Raw genomic sequence first — 19986 nt, 5'->3', positions numbered from 1 at the left:
CCGGTCCGGGTTCGGTCAGGCCACCGGCGCGGCGGCCCTGGCGGCGGGCAGGCCGGGAACGGGGACGTCCACCGCGAGTAGCGCTCCGTCTTCCGGGCCGGGCGTGTCCAGCCCCACCCGGGCGGTGCCGATGAAGAGTCGCCGCAGGTCGGGGCCGCCCAGGCAGATCCCGGCCGGCTGTTTCGCCGGCAGCCGGATCTCCTGCTCCAGGGTCCCGTCCGGCCGGTAGCGGCGGACCGCCGAACCGCCCCACAGCGCGATCCAGAGGTGACCGGCGGCGTCGACGGTCATGCCGTCCGGGCCGCCATCCGCGGAGGGCAACCGGAGGAACGGCTCCCGCCCGTTCAGGGCCCCCGTCGCGGGGTCGACGGTGAACCGGTCGATCTCGCCGCGCGGCGTGTCGGCGAGGTACATGGTGGTGCCCGTGGCGTCGAACGCCGGTCCGTTCGGGATGGTCAGTCCTGTGACCGCGGGCACCGGTGCCGTGCCGGGGGTGAGCCGGAACAGCGTGCCGCCGCCGGGCGTCATCGCGTACGTCATGCTGCCGGCCCAGAAGTGGCCGTGCGGGTCGGCGACCGCGTCGTTCATCCGGGTGGGAACGGGTGCGTCAGCGACCAGGTCGGCGACCGGTCGGGGGTCACCGGTGGCGGGCAGCACTGTGAGACCGGTTCCGGCGGCGGCCAGCCAGTCACCGGGCCGGCCGGCCACCGGGGCTACCGCGCCGAGCGGAACGTCGAGACGGCGCACCTCCCGTAGCGCGGCGGGGGCGTCGCCGTCGGTTTCCAGCAGTCGTCCGGCCAGCAGATCGACGAGGATCAGGCGGTCGTCGACCCAGCGCAGCCCTTCGCCCAACTCCAACCGGTCGGTGCTCCAGACGGTCGGCTCGGTCAGCTCCATCTCGCTCCTCCAAACGATCTACGGGGCGGCGGCGGGCGGTCCTGCCGATCAGCGGTGACCGCCCACCACCCGGTCAGCGGACCGTACCGCCCGGCTCGTGGTCCAGCAGGGCCAGCTCCGCCCGGTCGGGCAGGCCCTCCCAGTCGCCCCTGGTGGCGACCGCGAACGCGCCGGTGGTGACGGCCCGGTCCAGTCGGGCCGACGCGTCGACGCCGTCGAGCCAGCCGGAGAGCAACCCGGCGACGAAGGCGTCGCCCGCGCCGACGGTGTCCACCACCGGCACCGTCCGGGCTGGACGGTGCAGTGTGCCGACCGCGCTGTGGCTTGTCGCTCCATCGGCACCGTGCTTGACCACGACCTCGGTGACGCCGGCCGAGAGCAGCGCCGAGGCCGGGTCGGTCGCATCGGTGAGCACCGCCAACTCGTCGTCGGAGGCGATCACCAGGTCGATCGAGGGCAGCAGCGGGCGCAGCGCGGCGGCGGCGTCGGCCACCGACCACAGCCGGTTGCGGTGGTTGACATCCAGGCAGATCGTGCTGCCGGCGGCGCGGGCGCACCGCACGGCCTCCACCACCGCCTGGTACGGCTCGACGCCGAGCGCGCAGGTGATGCCGGTGACGTGCAGCAGCCGGGGCGGCGGCCCGGGCGCGTCGAAGGCCCGGGTCACGTCGGCCGGGCCCAGCCGCGACCCGGCCGACCCGGCCCGGTGGTAGGTGACCCGGAAGATGTCGGCGACACGGTTCTCGAAGAGGATCAGTCCGGTAGGGGCGGTCGTGTCGACCCGGGACCAGGTCAGGTCGACACCCTCGGCGCGCAGCGTACGGCGGACCAGCTCGCCGGGCTCGTCGGCACCGGTGACACCGACCCAGGCCGCCCGGTGGCCGAGCCGGGCCACGCCGATCGCCACGTTCGACTCGGACCCCGCGACGGAGATGCCGGCGGTGCCGCCGAGTCGCAGTGGGCCGGTGGTGCGGAACGCCGCCATCGTCTCGCCGAGCGTGAGCAGGTCGGTCATGGCCGGACCGCCGCGAGGAAGGCGGCGGCGCGCTCGCGCAGCGCGGTCGCGTCGCCGCCTCGGACGGCGTCGCCGAGCAGCGGGGAACCGACGCCGACGGCTGTAGCGCCCCGGTCGAGGTAGCGCCGAGCGCCGTCCGCGTCGACACCACCGACCGGCACGAACGCGGTACCGGGGAACGGGTCGCGCAGCGCGCCGAGGTAGTCGGGCCCGCCGAGCGAGGCCGGGAAGAGCTTGATCGCGGTGGCCCCGCCGTTGGTGGCCTGGACCACCTCGGTGGGGGTGAGGGCGCCGGCGAGCACCGGCAGCCCGAGCCGGCCGCCTTCGGCGAGGCTCGGTGCGATCGCCGGGGTGACCAGGAAACCCGCGCCGGCGTCGGCTGCGGCGCGGGCGTCCTCGGCGCTGAGCACGGTGCCGGCGCCCAGGGCGAAGTCGGGCCCGAGAGCGGTCCGGGCGCGGCGGATGATGCCGAGCGCGTCGGCGCTGGTCATCGAGACCTCGACCAGGACGACGCCGCTCTCGGCCAGGGTGAGCACGGCGGTCAGCGCGGCGGCCGGGTCCGGGCCGCGCACGATCGCCAACAGCCGGTGGGTACGCAGCTCGTCGAGCAGGTTCATCACGGTGTCCTCAGTGGTTGCGGTGGGCGGAGATGGTGAGTCGCCAGGTGACCTCGCCGGTGGCCGGGACGACCGCCGCGTCGGTGGGACCGGCGTCGACCAGGTCGAAGGCCGCGCCGAGCATCGGTTCGATGCCGACGCTGCGGTAGGGGCCGTTCGCCGGCCAGCCACCCAGGTTGCGCCAGAGCGCGGTGCTGCGGGGCTGGCCGGCGCACTCCAGCTCAAGAGTCAGCCGGTCGACTCCGTCGATCACCTGCACCCGGGCGCAGTCGAGCAGCACCGCGCCGAGCGCGGTCCCGTCGTCCGGGCCGAACGTGTCAAGGGTCAGCCCGGCCGGGGCCGGCCACGGCCCGGTCAACCACGGGTCGCCGGTGGGCCAGCCGCCCGGCGGCAGGAGCGCGGCGGCTTCCGGGTGCAGCCGGGTCGGGGTGCCGGCGGGCGCGTCGAGGTGGGCGGCGGGGGAGAGGTCGAGCAGGGCGTGCGCGGCCCAGACGAACCGGTGCCCGGGGTCGGCGGCCAGCCGGTAGTCGGCCATCACCACGCCGCCAGCGCCGGTGATTCGGCGGGTGAGGGTGAACGTCGGCCGCTCGATGACCACGGTGCCGGGCCCGGCGCTGCGCCACGGCCGTGACCACACCTCGCCGTGGTCGGGCTCGCCGCGCACTGTGGGCAGGCACTCCTCCAGCCCACCGGCATCGATGAACGCATCGTCGGGGCGTACCTCGTGCCGGCCGGGTACCGGGCCGCGCCACAGCCACTCCCGGCCGCCGCCGCGCAGACTCGTCCACCGACCGCCGTGCGCCGCGTCGTACGCCACCCGCAGGGCCACCGGCCGCGCGCCGGTCACCACTCGGCGAAGGACCCGTCGGCGTGCTGCCAGACCGGGTTGCGCCAGGCGTGCGGCGTCTGGGCGGCCTTGCGGACTGCCGCCTCGTCGATGGTGATGCCCAGGCCGGGCCGGTCGAGGCGGGCGATGTGCCCGTCCACGAACCGGAACGGCTCCGGGTCGACCAGGTAGTCCAGCAACTCCGAGCCGGCGTTGTAGTGGATGCCGATGCTCTGCTCCTGGATCAGGAAGTTCGGCGTCGCGAAGGCCACTTGGAGGCTGGCCGCCAGGGAGATCGGGCCGAGCGGGCAGTGCGGGGCGAGCAGCGCGCCGTACGTCTCGGCCAGCGCGGCGATCCGGCGGACCTCGGAGATCCCGCCGGCGTGCGACAGGTCCGGTTGGACCACGGCGACCCCGGCCTGCAACGGGCCGAGGAACTCGTTGCGGCCGTAGAGCCGCTCGCCGGTGGCCACCGGGATCGGCGTGCTGGCGACGATGTCGCGCAGGTGGTGAGCCTGATCGGGCAGGACCGGCTCCTCCACGAAGAACGGACGCAGGGCGGCCAGCTCGGGCAGGATCCGGCGGACGGCGGCCATTCCGGCGCGACCGTGGAAGTCCACGGCGATGTCCCGGTCGGGGCCGAGCACCTCGCGGGCGGCGGCCACCCGGCCGACGACAGCGTCCACCTCGGCCGAGGTGGGGATCGGCGAGAGCCGCCCGCAGGCGTTCATCTTGACCCCGGTGAGGCCAGCGGCGACCTGGGCGGCGGCGGCGTCGGCCACCTCGCCGGGTTCGTCCCCGCCGATCCACGAGTAGATCCGTACCCGGTCGCGCACGTGCCCGCCGAGCAGCGCGTGCACGGGCGCGCCGTACGCCTGCCCGGCGATGTCCCAGAGCGCCTGGTCGAGGCCGGCGACCGCGCTGGAGAGGATCGGGCCGCCCCGGTAGAAGCCGCCCTTGGTGAGGACCTGCCAGTGCTGCTCGATCCGTAGCGGGTCCGCACCGATCAGATGTTCGGAGAGCACCTCGACCGCGCTGCGCACCACCTCGGCGCGGCCCTCGACCACGGGCTCACCCCACCCGACCAGCCCGTCGTCGGTCTCCACCCGGCAGAACAACCACCGTGGCGCGACCAGGAAGGTCTCGATCCGCTCGATCTTCACTGACTGCCCCTTCGTCCCCGTGCCTTCTCGACGTCGCGGACGGCCTTGTCCAGCAACTGACGCATAGCGGTCTCGGCCGCCGTCTCGTCCCGGTCGCGCAGCGCGTCGACCACCGCACGGTGGCTGGGCACCGGGTCGTCGTGCGCGGTGCCGCCGTGCACCAGCCGGTCCCGTTCGGCGAGCCCGGTCTCCATCACCACCTCCATCCGTTCCAGCAGCTCGTTGTGGGTGGCGGTGAGCAGCGCGCGGTGGAAGGCGAGGTCGGCGGCGATGGCGGCTGCGGGATCACCGTTGGCCTGGGCCATCTCGGCCAGCGCCCGGTCGAGGGCGGTCAGGTCGTCCTCGGTGGCACGGGTGGCGGCCAGCCGTGCGGCGGCCGGCTCGATGATGGCGCGCACCTCGTGCAGTTGGTCGAGCAACCGCTGGTCGGTGCCCTCGGCGAACTGCCAGCGGATCACGTCACCGTCGAGCAGGTTCCAGTCCGCACGGGGTCGGACGAAGGTGCCGCGCTTCTGTCGGGCGTCGACGATGCCCTTGGCCGAGAGGACCTTCAGCGCCTCGCGGAGCGCGGTGAGGCTGACGTCGAACTCCTCCTGCAACGCGACGATGTTCAGCGTCGCGCCGGCGGCGATCTCGCCGGTGAGGATGCGACGGGCGATCGCTTCGACGGTCTGCCCGTGGACGCCGCGGCGTGCGTACTGTGCCAATGCTCCTGGCCTTTTCGCTGGTCGGTATCGATCTCTCAGGCCGAGGCTTTCACCGCTGTCCAGCCACCGTCCACCACGAGGCTCGCGCCGGTGATGTAGGCGGCGTCCGGCGAGGCGAGGAAGGCGACAGTGGCGGCCACCTCGTCCGGTGTGCCGAAGCGCTTCGCGACGGTCTCCGCGATGCTGCGCTGGCGGTCCTCTTCGGACACGTCCGCCCAGGCGGCGGTGAGGATCGGCCCGGGCAGCACGGTGTTGACCCGGACCTGCGGGCCGTACTCGACGGCGAGCTGGCGGCCGAGCGCGACCAGGCCGCCCTTGGCCGCTGCGTACGCGGGCCGGCCGGGCAGCCCGACCAGCGCGTGCACCGAGGAGATCAGCACCACCGCGCCGGAGCGTGCCCGCAGATCGTCCAGGCAGGCGCGGACGCCGAGGAACGAGCCGGTGAGGCTGACGCCGAGCTGGTGGTCCCAGGACTGCCGGCTGGTCTCGTGCGCCGGGGCGACCCGCACTGCGTACGCGGTGTTGACCAGGATGTCGACCGGGCCGAGGCGGTCGCGTACTGCGCTCACGGCGGTCGTCCAGTCGGCCTCGTCGCTGACATCGCCCACTACGGACAGTGCGCGGTCGCCGCGCGCGGTCAGTTCCTCGGCGAGTGGGGCCGGGTCGGCGACGTCGAGCAGCGCGACCGCTGCCCCCTCGGCGGCGAGTCGCCGGGCGATGGCCGTGCCGATCCCACCCATCGCACCGGTGACCAGCGCGTTCTTGCCCTCAAGCCGACGCATAGGCTGATCCACGTGACCCTCGCCTTGATCTCGTCTAATCATTAATTACGAAGATATCTTGACAGCCGGCGACGGCCGATGCAACCTTCTGGTCACAGCATTCACATGGACGACACATCACGTGGTGACGCTGAGTGTCGTAAAGGAAGGGATACCTCCGTGAGCGACTTCGACCCCGGTCGCCGGCGATTCCTTGGCCACCTCGGGCTCGCCGGCCTGGGCGCGCTCGGCGCCAGCTCGTTCCTCAGCGCGTGCGCCAGCTCCGCCAGCGGGCCGACCACGAGCAACGGCTCGGGCGCTGTCACCATCCAGTCCAACCTCTCCTCGCCGCAGGCCAAGGCGGCGATGGAGAAGCTGATCGAGACCTTCAACGCGCAGGGCAAGGGCACGGCGAGTCTCAACACGATCGCCTCGGAGACCTTCCGGACCCAACTGCCGACCTACCTGACCTCGGCCAACCCGCCGGACCTCTACACCTGGTACGCGGGCTCGGTCGCCAACGACTACGCCAGCAAGAACCTGCTGCTGGACGTCTCCGAGGTGTGGAAGTCGCTGGGCGACTACCCCGAGTCGTTGCGCACCCTCTCCACCGACGCCAGCGGCAAGCAGATCTTCGTGCCGATGAACAACTACTGGTGGGGCTTCTTCTACCGCAAGTCCAACTTCGCCAAGTGGGGCGTGCAGGAGCCGAAGACCTGGACCGAGTTCCTGGCGCTGTGCGAGACGCTGAAGAGCAAGGGCATCCCGCCGATCGGCATCGGCCTCGGCGACACCCCGTGGGTGGCCTCGGCCTGGTTCGACTACCTGAACATCCGGATCAACGGCGCGCCGTTTCACCGCGAACTGCTCGCCGGCAAGCAGCGCTTCGACGACCCGAAGGTCAAGGCGGTCTTCACCCGCTGGCGCGAGGCCCTGCCCTACTTCGACCCCAAGGGCAAGGCGTACCCGTTCCAGGAGGCGACCACCGCGCTGCTGGCCGGCAAGACCGGCATGTTCCTGATCGGCACGTTCTTCGCCGACGCGGCACCCAAGGACGCGCTCGGCGACCTGGACTTCTTCCGGTTCCCGATCATCGACCCGGCGGTGCCGCTGGCCGAGGAGGCCCCGACCGACGGCTTCTTCGCCAGCGCGAAGACCGCCAACCCGACCGGCACCAGGGCCCTGCTCAGCTACCTGGCCGGGATCGAGGCCCAGGAGGCGTACGTCAAGGCCAGCTCCGGCATCGTGCTGCCGGCCAACCCCAAGGCCAAGGCGTCGGACTCGCCGCTGGTGGTCAAGGGCAAGGCGATGCTCGGCGAGGCCAAGGAGCTGACCCAGTTCTTCAACCGCGACTCCAGCGACGCACTCCAGCCGACCGCGGACACCGCGCTGACCAAGTTCATCGACAAGCCGGACCAGATCGACGCGATCCTGCGGGAGTGGCAGGCCGGCGCCGAGAAGGTCTTCAAGGGCTGACGTGACGGCAACGATCTCCACGACTTCGGTCACCCCCACCCGGCGGCGGCGACGGTCGGCTCGACTGTCGCCGCTGCTGGTGGCGTTCGTCCTCGTGCCGTTCGCGGTCGAGAGCGTCTGGGTCTTCTGGCCGGCGATCCAGGGCTTCTGGTTCTCCCTCACCCGCTGGGACGGGATGACGCCGCCGACGTTCGTCGGCACCGACAACTACGTCGAGCTGGCCGGCGACGCCACCTTCCGGGGTGCGCTGGTCAACACGGTGATCTGGCTGGTGCTCTTCGGCGGCCTCTCCGTGCTGGGCGGCTTCGGGATGGCGCTCGTCCTGCAGAAGGAGCGGCGCTGGGTCGGCTTCTACCGGGCCGCGTTGTTCACCCCTGTGGTGTTCTCGCTGGTGGTGACCGCGCTGGTCTGGCGGGTCTTCTACCAACCCGACGGGATCGCCGACACGCTCCTGCGGGCGGTCGGCCTGGAGCAGCTGATCCGGCCCTGGCTCGCCGACCCGCAGACCGCCCTGTACGCCGTGATCCTGCCCGCGCTGTGGCGGCAGATCGGGTACGTGATGGTGCTGTTCCTGGCCGGGTTGAAGGCGATCGACCCGGCGCTGCACGAGGCGGCCCGGATGGACGGCGCGAACGCCTGGCAGCGGCTACGGCACGTCACGATTCCCCAGCTCAAGGGGGTCAACGCCGTGGTGCTGTCGGTCATCGTGATCGACTCGCTGCGCTCGTTCGACATCGTCTGGTCGCTGACCAGGGGCGGGCCGTACCACTCGTCGGAGCTGCTCAGCACCTACATGTACTCGACAGCGTTCCAGAGCCTGCGGCTTGGCTACGCCTCGGCGATCGCTGTCGTGATCTTCGTGCTCGCGCTGGCCGTCATCCTCGGCTACCTGGTCCGCGCGTTCCGGGAGGAAGCGTCATGAACAAGCTCCGTACCGGGGCCTTCCACACCGGCATGATCCTGCTCTCGCTGCTCTGGCTGGGCCCGGTGCTCTGGGTGGTGGTGATGTCCACCCGGTCGTTCGACGACATCGCCGCGCACGGCGTGGGCAGCCTGCCCCGGTCGTTCACACTGGACACCTACCGGCAGGCGTGGACCGACGGCGGCGAGCTGCGGGCGCTGATCAACAGCATGCTGGTCACCGTTCCGTCGGTGGCGCTGAGTCTGGGGTTGGCCGCGATGGCCGCGTTCGCGCTGAGTCGCTTCCGGATCCCCGGGCGGCGCACGATCCTGCTGCTGATGCTCGCCGGGAACCTGCTCCCACCGCAGATCCTGCTCATCCCGGTGGCAAAGTTCAGCGAGCTGACCGGCCTGTACGACACGCTCTGGGCGTTGATCGCGGTGCAGGTCGGCTTCGGGCTCGGCTTCTACACGTTCGTCCTGCACGGCTTCATGCGGGACCTGCCGGGCGAGATCCAGGAGGCGGCCACCATCGACGGTGCCGGCACGGCGCAGATCTTCACCAAGGTGATGCTGCCGCTGACCCGACCCGCGCTGGCCGCTCTCGGGGCGCTCTCCTTCACCTGGATCTTCAACGACCTGCTCTGGGCGATCACCGTGCTGCGTACCGATGACAACATGCCGGTCACCCCGGCGCTGCTCGCCCTCCAGGGCCAGTTCGTCTCGTCCTGGAACGTCATCGCCGCCGGTACGGTCATCGCGGCCGTGCCCACCGTCGCGGTGTTCCTCCGCTTCCAGCGGCACTTCGTCTCCGGCCTGGCCCTGGGAGCGGTCAAGTGACCGCCGAGGCCGGGCAGCGCTGGACGCTGCGCGGCACGCACACTGAGTACACCGTGACCGTGCCCGCGCACGGTCGCTGGCTGGAACTTGTCGCGTGGGGACCGCACGGCGTCTCCGACGGGCCCTCGCCGGTCGCCTACGACGGCCCGGTCCCCTTCCTCACTGCCGGGGACGCGGCCCCCATCGAGTACGCCACCGACGCCGACCGCCCGTTCACCGGTGCCGACCTGGTGATCGAAACCTCGAACGGGCAGCGCCGGGTGGGCTTCGTGCGCACCGGCGCGCGGGCCGACGCCGACCAGCGGGAGCTGGCCGTCGAGTTCGCCGACCCGGTCACCGGGCTGCGCGCCACGGTGCACTACCGGGTTCCCGTCGGCACCGACGTGGTGCAGCGGTGGGTCGAGCTGGCCAACGACGGCGCCGACGCGCTGCGGGTGGTCCGGGCCGGGTCGGGCGGCTTCTGCGTACCGACGCCCCACGGCGCGCTGCTCAGCCACCAGTGGGGCCAATGGGAGCAGGAGTTCCAGCTCTCCCACGTCGAGCTGGGCCACGGCACGTTCAGCATCGGCAGCTCCCAGGGCGTACCCGGGCATCTGCACGTGCCCTGGCTGGCCGTGCGCGACACCGCCGAGCCGGCCGGTCCGGCGTGGGGGATGGCGCTGGCCTGGACCGGCTCGTGGGAGATCAGCGCCGAGCGGGACACCGGCGGCCTGACCCGGGTCCGAGTCGGCCGTCAGCTGGTCGACGGCCCGCTGGAACTGGCCGCGGGTGAGCGGTTGACCCTGCCGGTGGCCACCGGGGCCTACAGCCCGGACGGCCTGGACGGGCTGGCCCGGGTCTGGCACACCCACCAGCGGCTACTGGCCGGCGATCGGCTCACCCCCCGCCCGGTGCTCTACAACTCCTGGGAAGCGACCTACTTCGCCGTCGAGGCGCACAGTCAGCTCGCGCTCGCCGGGATCGCCGCCGAGCTGGGCGTGGAGACGTTCGTCGTGGACGACGGCTGGTTCGTGGGCCGCGACGACGACACCGCCGGGCTGGGCGACTGGACGCCCGACCCGGCGAAGTTCCCGGCCGGGTTCGACGCCTTCATCGCCGACGTCCGCGCGCTCGGGCTGAACTTCGGGCTCTGGGTCGAGCCCGAGTGCGTCAACCCGAAGTCCTCCCTGTACGCCGAGCACCCGGACTGGGTCTACTCCGTCGACGGGCGACCGCTCACCCCGGTCCGCAACCAGTACCTGCTCGACCTGGGCCGGACGGAGGTCGCCGAGTTCGTCCACTCGACCGTCGACGGCCTGCTGCGCCGGTACGACATCGACTACCTGAAGTGGGACTTCAACAGGCCGCGTACCGAGCCGGGTCGGCCCGGCGGGGTGGGCCCGCTCGACCTGGACGGCGCGCACGTCGCCAACCTGCACCGGATCTACGAGCGGTTGCGCACTGACCATCCCGATGTGCTGATCGAGGCGTGCGCCGGCGGGGGCGCGCGGACCGACCTGGCGATGGCCGCCCGGGCCGACGTCTTCTGGCCCAGCGACAACACCGGCCCGCTGGACCGGCTGGCCATCCAGTACGGCTTCCTGCACGCCAACGCCCCACACCTGCTCAGCTCCTGGGTCACCGACGCGCCCGGCCTGTTCGACAACCGCCCCCGCTCGCTGGCGTTCCGATTCGTCCTGGCGATGGCCGGTGTGCTCGGCATCGGCGCGGACATCCGGGCGTGGACCCCCGCCGAGCGGGCCGAGGCGGCCGGCTGGATCGCCCGCTACAAGGAGATCCGGGACGTCGTCACGCACGGCGAGGTGCACCTGATCGGTGGCCCCGACCAGGCCCGCTGTGCCGTGCAGTACTCCGCGCCGGACGAGAGCCGGGTGGTAGTGCTGGCCTGGCACACCGGCCGGCTCGACGGGGCCGGGCTGCTCCCGTCCCGCCCGGTCCGGTTGCCCCTGCGCGGCCTCGACCCGGCGGCCCGCTACTCGCACGGCGATCGGCACTACTCCGGCAGCCATCTCGCCACTGTCGGCCTGCCCGTGCAGTGGAGCGCGACCCACGACGCCGACCTCATCGTGCTGACCCGCGACTGAGATCGGAGCACCACCACCCCCACCCCCGAGGGACAGGAGTACCTCCATGCGCCTGAACCGACCGCTGACCGCTGCCCTGGCCGTGCTCGGCCTGGGCCTGACCAGCCCGATGCCGGCGATGGCCGGCCCACCTCACGCCGACCCAGCACAGGCGGGCCACGGGCCGGGCCGCCCCGGTCACGCTCCGGCGGCCACCGGCGCCGAGGACCAGGGTGCGCCGACCTTCTTCAACAGCGGGCTCGCCCCGACGCCCTACCAGGGCTGGAACACCTACTTCGGCCTCGGTGGTGATCCCACCGAGGCCGAAGTACGGTCGGTCACCGACTACATGGTCCACAGTGGCCTACGGGACGCCGGCTACACCTACGTCTGGATCGACGGCAACTGGGCCGCACCCACCCCGCGCGACGAGGCCGGCAAACTGGTCGCCGACCCGGCCCGCTTCCCTGGCGGGATGGCCGCGCTCGCCGCGTACATCCACAGCAAGGGGATGAAGGCCGGTATCTACACCGACGCCGGCCCGTACCTGCCCGGACAGTGTGGGCTCGGCAGTAACGGCCACTACCAGGCCGACATCGCCCAGTTCGCCGGCTGGGGCTTCGACGCGCTGAAGGCCGACTGGCTCTGCGGCCGGGCCGCCGGCCTCGACCCGGAGACCACCTTCCGGGAGTTGGCCGAGGCGGTACGCCAATCACCCCGACCGATGCTGCTCAACATCTGCAACCCGGTCAGCTCGGACTGGGGCGGCGGCCCGTACACCCCGGAGCAGCTCTCCACCTGGAGTTACACGTACGCGCCCACCATCGCCGACTCCTGGCGGACCTATACGGATGTGGGGCTAACCGACCCGTCCCCGCAGTGGGCGTACCCGTGGGTGCTGCGCAACATGGACGTCAACGCGTACCACCCGGCGGCCACCGGGCCGGGGCACTACAACGACCCGGACTACCTGCTGCCGATGCGTCCGCTGCCCGACGGTGGGTACGAGTTGAGCCTGGACGAGTCCAAGACGCAGCTCGGCATGTGGGCCATCATGGCCGCGCCGCTGGTGATCGGCTCCGACCCGCGGGGCCTGCCGAAGGAGATGATCTCGGCGCTGACCAACCCGGAGATCATCGCGGTGGACCAGGACCCGCTGGTCCGGCAGGGCGTCAAGGTCGCCGACACCGGCACCGACGCGCAGGTGTGGAGCAAGGTGCTCGCCGGCTCCGGCAAGCGTGCGGTCGCGCTGCTCAACCGGCACGACACCGCCCAGCAGATCACCGTGAACTTCGCCGACGTCGCTCTCGGCGGGTCGGTCAAGGTCCGTGACCTGTGGTCCCGCACCACTGTGGACGCTCAGCCGGGCAGCCCGGGTGTGCAGCCGTTCACCGGCTCGTACACCGTTGAGGTGCCGGCGCACGGGGTGGCCATGCTCGGCCTGACCGGCGCCGACCAGGTCGCCGGCGCCGACCTCGGTGGCACCGCCAGCGCCAGCCCGGCCCTGGTCCGGGTGGACGACACCCACGCCACCGCCTTCGTCCGCGACGCTGCCGGCGCGCTGGCCGTCAACACCCGCACCGGTACGACGTGGGGCACGCACTGGACCTCCCTCGGCGGCCCGGTCGGCGGCCGGATCCTCGGCCAGCCGGCGGCGTACGGCTCCGCGGACGGGCGGCTCGACGTCTTCGTCCGCGGCACCGACAACGCCGCCTGGCAGCGCAGTTACGTGGCCGGCAGTTGGGGACCGTGGCGCAGCCTCGGTGGCACGCTGACCGACGCGCCGACGGTGGCCTGGACGAACCCAACGCAATGGACCCTCGTCGCCCGCGGCGCCGACGGCAAGCTCTGGTCGCGTACGCCGAACGCCGGCTGGACCGGCGTCGGGGCTCCCGGGAACCGGCCGTTCTACGGCCGGCCGAGCGCTGTCGTCGACGATGCCGGCGTGCTGCACGTGGCGGTCCGCAGCCGAACCGACGAGGTGTGGTGGAGCAGTCGTACCGGAACCACCTGGTCTGCCTGGACCAACCTGGGCGGCACCACCAGCGGCAGCCCGACCCTGCTCGCCACCTCCGGCCGGGTCTACCTGTTCGCGCTGGCCGCCGACAACCGGCTCTGGCAGCGCAACCTGGCCGACGCCGCCTGGGGCGGCTGGTTCCGACGCGGTGAGTTCGCCACCGACGCCTTCCGGGGTGCTCCCGGGACCGCCGCCGGTGCCAACGGCAGCGCCTGGCTGGCGGTACGCGGCGTGGACGACCGGGTGCACCAGATCGTCCTCTGACGCGCAGATGGCGGGCCGTCGGTAGACGGCCCGCCACCTGCGCTCGCACGGTCGGCCGGCTCCACGTAGGGGCCGGCTCCGCGTCGGCTCGGCTCCCGCGCCGGTTCAGGCCGGGACGAACTCCCGGCATCGACGTAGCGCGGCGAGGGCGAGTGGAGCCTCGCGGTCGGCGATCCCGGCTTCCAACTCGGCCACCGCACTCGCCGCCCGCGCCGGTTCACCAGTCGCGGCTGCCGCTTCGGCCAACACCAGCACGGCCTCGGCGGCCCAGGCCAGGACGCCCTTTCCGCGTACCAGCGACAGCGCCTCGGCTGCGTGCCGGACCGCCTCGTCCGGCCTGTCGACCAGCAGCAGCCGGGCAAGCGCCGAGAGTGCCTGCACCAGTGGCCAGATCGCGCCGACCCGCCGAGCGTCGGCCACCACATCCCGCAGCGCCCGTTCGGCGACCTCCACGTCGTCGCCTCGCCCAGCGGTGCTGCGGAGGTCGTTGCGTCCCTTGGCGGTGCCGCCGTGTTCGTTGCGTCCCTCGGCGGTGCCGCCGTGCCCGGTGCCGGCAACGAGCGCCAGCACCGTGGCCAGTTCGGCCCGCGCGTCCAGCAGGGTGACCGGCATCCGCTCGGCGTTGGTCACCAACCGGCCGAGCCGTTCGGCGAGCCCGTCCAGCCGGCCGGCGGCCCGGTCCAGTGACAGTTCGGTCGCCTCCACCAGGGACGCCAGCCGCTCGTACCCGGTCTCGTCGACAAGCTCCCGACCGGCCGCCAGCAACGCTTCGGCCTGCTCCGGGTGACCGGCGTGCAGCGCGCCCTGCGCCCAGTTCAGGCAGGCTCGCGCGTGCTCGCGGGGCCGGTCGGCCAAGTCGGCGGACGCGCGCAGCTCGGAGATGATCGCCCACGCCGCCGGGTCGCCCAGCTCCAGCAGCAACGAGGCTCGGGCGATGCGGACCGCGAGGTGCGCCGCCGGGTCCCCGCTGGCCGCGGCGGCGGTCTCCGCCTCCGCGCAGCGGGCCAGGTGGTCGTCGACGTGCCGGCCGACGACGGTGTCGGGGGCCGCCAGCACCGCGAGCGCCGGGGCCTTTCGGCGCGGCGCGCGCAGGTACGGCACGGCACGCTCGATCTCCGTGTACCCGCGCAGCGCCTCGCCCTGCTGTCGCAGCATCCGCCCGAGCACCAGACCCAGCTCACCTCGGGCACCCGGCGGCAGCCGCCGGTCGGCGAGCAGCCGTTCCAGCACCGGGATGGCCTCGGCCTGGCTGAGTCCGTCGATGGCCGAGCGGCCCAACTTGGCGGCGAGCCGAACCCGTACCGGCCGGGGCAGTTCGGCGATGTCCATCGTCTGGAGCAGGAAGCTGGCCGCTGTAGCGTCGTCGCCGCGCTCGGTGGCGAGGTCGGCGGCCGCCTCGGCGTTGCGGACGAAGTCTGCCCCGCTGCCGGCTCGACGGTAGTGGTGCGCCAGTTGGGCCACCGGCCTCGGCAGCTCCTGTTCCAACACCCGCGCCACCCGCAGGTGCAGCCACTCCCGGCTCTCCCGGGGCACCAGGTCGTACACCACCTGTCGGGCCAGGTCGTGCCGGAACCGCAGGCCGTCCCCGGCGTCGTGCAGCAGGCCCGCCCGGTGCGCGGCGGTCAACGCCGCGCCGATCGCCACCCGATCGAGGCTGAGCACCGAGGCGAGGATGCGCTGATCAGGCGTCATCCCCAGTACGGCCGCCGCGCCGAGCACCTCCCGGGTGGCCTCGTCGAGCGGACGCAGCCGCCAGAGCAGCACGTCACGAAGGACGAAAGGGACACTGTCGTCGGCCAGCGGGTCGCCGCCCCGCTCGGCGAGCGTCCGCAACACCTCCTCGACCACGAACGGGATGCCTGCCGTGCGGTCGAGCAGGGTGGCGGTCAGCTGCTGAGGCGGATCGTCGAGGCGCAGGGTGCGGGCCGCCAACCGGCGTACGTCGGCGGCGTCCAGCGGCCCGAGCGCAACGCGCGTGACGCTCCACGGGGGAGTCCGGGCCAGGGCGTCGTGGATCGGCGTACTGCTTCCCGGCGTCGCCGTACGCGCGGTCAGCACCACTGCCAGCCCTTCCACCGGGTGGGTGCTCAGGTAGGCGAGGAGTTCGCAGGTCGCCGGGTCCGCCCAGTGCAGATCCTCCAGCAACAGCGTGGCCGGACTCAGCGCGGCGAGCACCGCCGCGACGGCGCGGAGCAGGCGATGTCGTTCGGCCGCCGGGTCGGTCAACGGAGGCGGGGCGTCCGGCAGGACGTCGACCAGTTCGGGTAGTAGCGGCGCGAGGGCGCCGGCCACCGGGTTGAGCGGACCGAGTCGGTCGGCGCTGCCCCGGATCGCGTCCAGCAGCACGCCGAGCGGGAAGGGCTCGGGCACGTCGTCGCACTCGCCGACGAGGTGTCGTCCGGGGAGTTCGGCGAGCAGTTCGGCGACGAGTCGACTCTTGCCGATCCCGGGCTCACCCTCCAGCAGGATCAGGCAGGGCGGGGTGGCGACGAGTCGGCGTAACTGCGCCAGTTCCGCCGCTCGGCCGACGAACTCGACGGGCCCGCGCAGACGTTCGGGGCGGACGGGAGTTGGGCTCCCGCCGCCCCGTTTCTTGTCCTCGCCACTGTCGATCACCGTGGGCCGAGCAGATCACCTCTGCCCGGCGCGACGGTGGGCCGGCGGATCGGCGGTGACCTGGGTCACACGCCGATCCGCCGGGTGGGGGGTGCGGTCAGGACTGGATGGTGACGGGCACGGTCTTCAGCGACCCGTCCCCGTTGCGGAACTCCACCACGCCGACGTAGCGCTGACCCGGAGCGAGTCCGAACCAGCGCACTGTCAGGTTCGCCGTCGCGCCCGGCTGCACGCTGCGCTGCTTCGGGTCGATGGTGAACCGGCCGGTCGAGGTGCCCGGCGCGCCCGGCAGGTAGCTGGTGACTGTGTACGCGTTCGCGCCGTCCTTGATGTTCTCGGTGAACTCCTGCTCGACGACCACGATGTAGTCACCGGCACCGTCCGGCAGGGTGACCTTGGCACCGATCCGGGTGCTTGCCGTGGCGGTGACGAACTTCCCGGACTTGTCGTAGACGTTGAGGCTGAACTCGGTGCACTCCATCACGCCCTCCTCGTCCTCCCAGTCGATGTGGGAGCAGGTGGGCCGCGCGGACGTCACGTGGATTTCCGGACTGCGGGTGCCGGCCGGGACGTGCAGGGTGGTCCTGCTGATCGACGCGGGCAGCGGCTCCGGCAGGTTGTTCGACGTGCTCCAGTCCCAGCTCGGCCCGTCGCCCTTCAGGGTGACCACGTTGCTGGTGCCCGAGGTGAGGCCGGAGAGCTGGGAGACCAGCTGACCCTTGAAGCCGACCTCGGCGGCGATCCGGACGCTGCCGAAGGTGCCCTTGCCGGTGATGGCGTCGGGGGCGACCAAACCGGAATTGTGTACGACGAGCGGGCTGCGTACCGCGTGCTTGAACTGGTCGCGCCAGGTCAGCGAGCCGTCGGCCCAGGTGTCGAACGCACCACCGCTGTTGGTGACTTCGACTGTGAAGCGGGCGCTGTGGCCGGGACGGATCTGCAGCTTCTTCGGGGTGACCTTGACCTTGTACCCCGGCGGGGCCTGCACCGAGGAGGTGTAGGTGCTGGTCTTGTCGCTGACGTTGGTGACGGTGCGGGTAACGGTCTGCTTGCCCACCATCCGGCCCAGCGAGATGGACGGGTAGTTGAGCTGTGCCGTGTCGATCGCGCCGACGGTGTCGCAGCCGTCCAGGTCGCCGAGCCCGTAGTCACCGCCACGGTCGGCGGAAACCCCGCACAGGTACTGGATCCAGTCCTGCTGGTTGGAGTCGTAGACCAGGCCCGGGTCGAAGGCGCTGCCCGGCTCCACCTGACCGGCGCCGTAGTTCAGCGGAGTCGCGTCGTACGTGCCGATCTTGATCGGGTTGCCCTTGTCGGTCTTGTCCACGGCGCTGGTCATCAGCGCCGAGCGGACCGCCGCCGGCGACCAGCCGGGGTGCTTGGCCAGCACCAGGGCGGCGATACCGGCGATGTGCGGCGCCGCCATCGAGGTGCCCGACTCCAGGGCGAAGTCGTTGCCGCCGATGGACGGGGAGAACGCGGCGACGATGTCCTGACCGGGCGCGCTGATGTCCGGCTTGAGCAGCTCACCGGCGTTCAGGTTCGACGGGCCCGCCGAGGAGAACGCGGCGACCGATGGGGCCTCCACCGCCTCCAGCCTGCTCGGCGAGATGGTCGCCGTGGCGTTGCCCTTGGCGACGTACGCCGTGACGGTGGCCAGGTCGACCTCGTTGATGTGCACCGTCGGCACGGTCTGCACGTCGGCATTGAGGGAGTTCAGCTCTTCGTTGTACAGCACCATGCCGACGCCGCCGGCCCGCGCCACCTCGATGCTCTTGTCGGTACGCGGGATCTCACCGCGCAGGCAGAGCACGATCGCACCCTTGACCTTGGCCGGATCCAACGTGTCGTCGGCGCAGAGACCGGCACCGTAGGCGCCGTCCGGATCGATCGCGCTGTCCTTCGCGAATACCAGTCGAGCCGGCCCGACGCCGGTCTCGCCCATGCCCACGCCGGCGATAGTGGTGCCGTTGCCGAGGGTGAGCTTCCGGGTGTTCTGCCGGTCGGTCGTGCTCGCGGCCACCGTGGTCAGCCACGGCGTCGAGTTGTCGACAGTGTTGGCGAACGGGCCGGAGTTGCCGGCGGCGGCGGCGACGAACACCCCGGCGGCGGCCGCGTTGAAGAACGTCGCGTCGACCGCCCCGAACCGCTCGGTGTCGTCACCGATCGAGTAGTTGATCACGTCGACGCCGTCCGCGACCGCGTCGTCGATGGCGTGCACGATGTCGATGTCGGTGCCGGTCGCGCCGCCCGCACCGTTGTCGTACAGAGCCTTGTAGATCGCCAACCGCGCAGCCGGCGCCATGCCGGAGATCATGCCCAGGTCCTGGGTGCCCGACGTGGCCCGCACGCCGTGGATGCCGGCCGCGGTGCTGGCGGTGTGGGTGCCGTGGCCGTTGCGGTCACGCGGCGAGGAGTAGTCGTCCGGGAAGGCCTCGGCGATGCCACTGTCGTTGTACCAACGTGCCCCGATCACCTTGTTGTTGCAGGTGACCGGCGCTTCGACGCCGACGTCGCAGGTGCCCTTCCACTTGGCGTCGATGACGGCCTGGTCGGGGCGCGGGCTGGGCAGCGGCGCGAAGCTCGCGCTCTCCGGCCAGTAGCCGCTGTCGATGACCCCGATGATGACGCCCTCACCAGCGCGGGAGTCTCCACCGAACTCCTTGTTCCACACCCCGCCCTTGCCGGTCAGGCCCAGGTAGTCGGGGGTGTGTGAGGTGGCGGCGTGCACCTTCCGGCTCTCGTACACCGCTCGCACACCGGTTGTGGAGCGCAGCCGGGCGGCCTGCGGCCCGGTGAGGTCGGCGGCGAAGCCGTTGAACGCGGTCTCCATGGTGACGCGGGTGCGGTCGGCTGGCACGCCGACGTGGTCCAGCACCGACGTGCGCTGCTGGCGCAGGTGATCCCGGTAGGCGTTGGCGTTCCCGGACGTGCGGTTCAGCTTGGCCCCGTCGGCCGGCTTGGTGGCCGCGATCCCGGGAACCCCGCCGGTGTAGGTGGCCAGCGGCTCCTCGGCGAGCTGGACGAGATAGCGGGCGGTCGGCCCACTGCCGGCCGGCGCGGCGGTGGCGCTGGCGGGCAGGCCGGTCAGGCCGGCCGCGGTCAGCGCAACGGCGGCCAGCATGCTGACCCCGTACCTGGCCCGTCCGGTCCGATGTGTGTTCGGTTGTGGCACGTCGTTGCCTCCACGTTCGGTGCCGGCCGCCACGACTGATGACGGTGGCCGAAACCTAGGATCGGTACCGATCATCGAGAAGCACCCGTAACCTGCCTGTCATCTTGGAAACAAGCTCGTAACACAACGGGTACTTTGCGCGTCATTTGGAAGCGCCGACCTGGGGGATCTGGGCCATTTGGTCCGGTGCGACGCCGTCTGCCAACCGCCTCAATGGTCCTGTTCGGACGGTGCGCGACGTGGCTTGTCCGACGCTCGTCCACCCCTGCTAGACGTCAGCATCCGGAACCACGCCACAACGTACGCGCGGACCGCAGCCGACTCGCCCGGTTCCACGACCTGCCGGTCCCGCAGGTCGAGGTGGCGCTCGACGCGATCCTCGACCCCGATCCTGCCGTCAGCGCCGCCGGCCTGCTCCCGTCCGCGTTGTCGAGCAGGCGGAGCCGTGCCCGCGTCCGTCGAGCAGGCGAGGCTTCGCCTCTGTTCTGTCCAAGCGGAATCGCGCCCACGTCCCGTCGAGCAAGCGGAGCGGGGCGCCGGTCCAGGACCTGGCCACCGGGAGCAGTGCCCTGCCCCAGAACAGCATGTGGGCCAAGGTGCCGCGAGGGGCGCTGATGAGCGCAGCCAGCGAAAGGCCTGGGCCGGGAAC

The 19986-nt window shown here is 72.0% G+C and carries 14 protein-coding genes; 5 read left to right on the top strand and 9 right to left on the bottom strand.

The window, feature by feature from the left end:
• Positions 1-15: 15 nt before the first annotated feature.
• The 7 genes from ACGF3C_RS01475 to ACGF3C_RS01445 all read right to left on the bottom strand — a co-directional run bounded on the left by ACGF3C_RS01475 (position 16) and on the right by ACGF3C_RS01445 (position 6007).
• Positions 16-897, bottom strand: a complete 882-nt coding sequence (locus ACGF3C_RS01475) for an SMP-30/gluconolactonase/LRE family protein (protein ID WP_393217709.1) — start codon at positions 895-897, stop codon at positions 16-18.
• A 73-nt stretch (positions 898-970) separates the two neighbouring features.
• Entirely contained in the window at positions 971-1912 is a 942-nt protein-coding gene (locus ACGF3C_RS01470; protein ID WP_393217707.1) for a sugar kinase, read from the bottom strand.
• Positions 1909-2529, bottom strand: a complete 621-nt coding sequence (locus ACGF3C_RS01465; RefSeq protein ID WP_393217705.1) for a bifunctional 4-hydroxy-2-oxoglutarate aldolase/2-dehydro-3-deoxy-phosphogluconate aldolase — start codon at positions 2527-2529, stop codon at positions 1909-1911. Before ACGF3C_RS01465 ends, ACGF3C_RS01470 begins: the two co-directional genes overlap by 4 nt.
• A 10-nt stretch (positions 2530-2539) precedes the next feature.
• Entirely contained in the window at positions 2540-3376 is an 837-nt protein-coding gene (locus ACGF3C_RS01460) for a hypothetical protein (protein WP_393217703.1), read from the bottom strand.
• On the bottom strand, positions 3373-4518 hold the full coding sequence (gene dgoD, locus ACGF3C_RS01455) for a galactonate dehydratase (RefSeq protein ID WP_393217701.1): 1146 nt from the start codon (positions 4516-4518) through the stop codon (positions 3373-3375). Before dgoD ends, ACGF3C_RS01460 begins: the two co-directional genes overlap by 4 nt.
• Complete coding sequence (locus tag ACGF3C_RS01450; RefSeq protein WP_393217699.1) at positions 4515-5225, bottom strand: FadR/GntR family transcriptional regulator; 711 nt, start codon at positions 5223-5225, stop codon at positions 4515-4517. Before ACGF3C_RS01450 ends, dgoD begins: the two co-directional genes overlap by 4 nt.
• 35 nt (positions 5226-5260) lie before the next feature.
• Entirely contained in the window at positions 5261-6007 is a 747-nt protein-coding gene (locus tag ACGF3C_RS01445; protein WP_393217697.1) for an SDR family NAD(P)-dependent oxidoreductase, read from the bottom strand.
• A 159-nt stretch (positions 6008-6166) separates the two neighbouring features.
• Between ACGF3C_RS01445 and ACGF3C_RS01440 the strand changes: the two genes are divergently transcribed.
• From ACGF3C_RS01440 to ACGF3C_RS01420, 5 genes are read left to right on the top strand one after another with little or no spacing between them, the layout of a single operon-like run.
• Complete coding sequence (locus ACGF3C_RS01440) at positions 6167-7462, top strand: ABC transporter substrate-binding protein (protein WP_393217695.1); 1296 nt, start codon at positions 6167-6169, stop codon at positions 7460-7462.
• Between the two features lies 1 nt (position 7463).
• Complete coding sequence (locus ACGF3C_RS01435; RefSeq protein ID WP_357264275.1) at positions 7464-8384, top strand: sugar ABC transporter permease; 921 nt, start codon at positions 7464-7466, stop codon at positions 8382-8384.
• Positions 8381-9202 (top strand): carbohydrate ABC transporter permease, encoded by an 822-nt coding sequence (locus ACGF3C_RS01430; RefSeq protein ID WP_196920834.1) that lies wholly within the window; start codon positions 8381-8383, stop codon positions 9200-9202. Before ACGF3C_RS01435 ends, ACGF3C_RS01430 begins: the two co-directional genes overlap by 4 nt.
• On the top strand, positions 9199-11286 hold the full coding sequence (locus ACGF3C_RS01425) for an alpha-galactosidase (RefSeq protein ID WP_393217692.1): 2088 nt from the start codon (positions 9199-9201) through the stop codon (positions 11284-11286). The genes ACGF3C_RS01430 and ACGF3C_RS01425 overlap by 4 nt, the downstream gene beginning before the upstream one ends.
• Before the next feature lie 46 nt (positions 11287-11332).
• Positions 11333-13546, top strand: coding sequence for a glycoside hydrolase family 27 protein (locus ACGF3C_RS01420; RefSeq protein WP_393217690.1), 2214 nt, complete (start codon positions 11333-11335; stop codon positions 13544-13546).
• Positions 13547-13651: 105 nt separating this feature from the next.
• Here ACGF3C_RS01420 and ACGF3C_RS01415 read toward each other — a convergent pair whose 3' ends face one another.
• A complete protein-coding gene (locus tag ACGF3C_RS01415; RefSeq protein ID WP_393217688.1) occupies positions 13652-16162 on the bottom strand; it encodes an ATP-binding protein in 2511 nt (836 codons plus the stop codon).
• Between the two features lie 97 nt (positions 16163-16259).
• The gene (locus ACGF3C_RS01410; protein WP_393217686.1) at positions 16260-19286 is read right to left on the bottom strand and encodes a S8 family serine peptidase; all 3027 of its coding nucleotides are present in this window, start codon (positions 19284-19286) and stop codon (positions 16260-16262) included.
• Between the last annotated feature and the right edge of the window lie 700 nt (positions 19287-19986).

The sequence above is a fragment of the Micromonospora sp. NPDC047762 genome (assembly GCF_043204655.1).
In the GTDB taxonomy this organism is placed as follows: Bacteria; Actinomycetota; Actinomycetes; order Mycobacteriales; family Micromonosporaceae; genus Micromonospora.
Note: the sequence above shows the minus strand (reverse complement) of the source record. Positions and strands in the feature narration are given on the sequence as shown.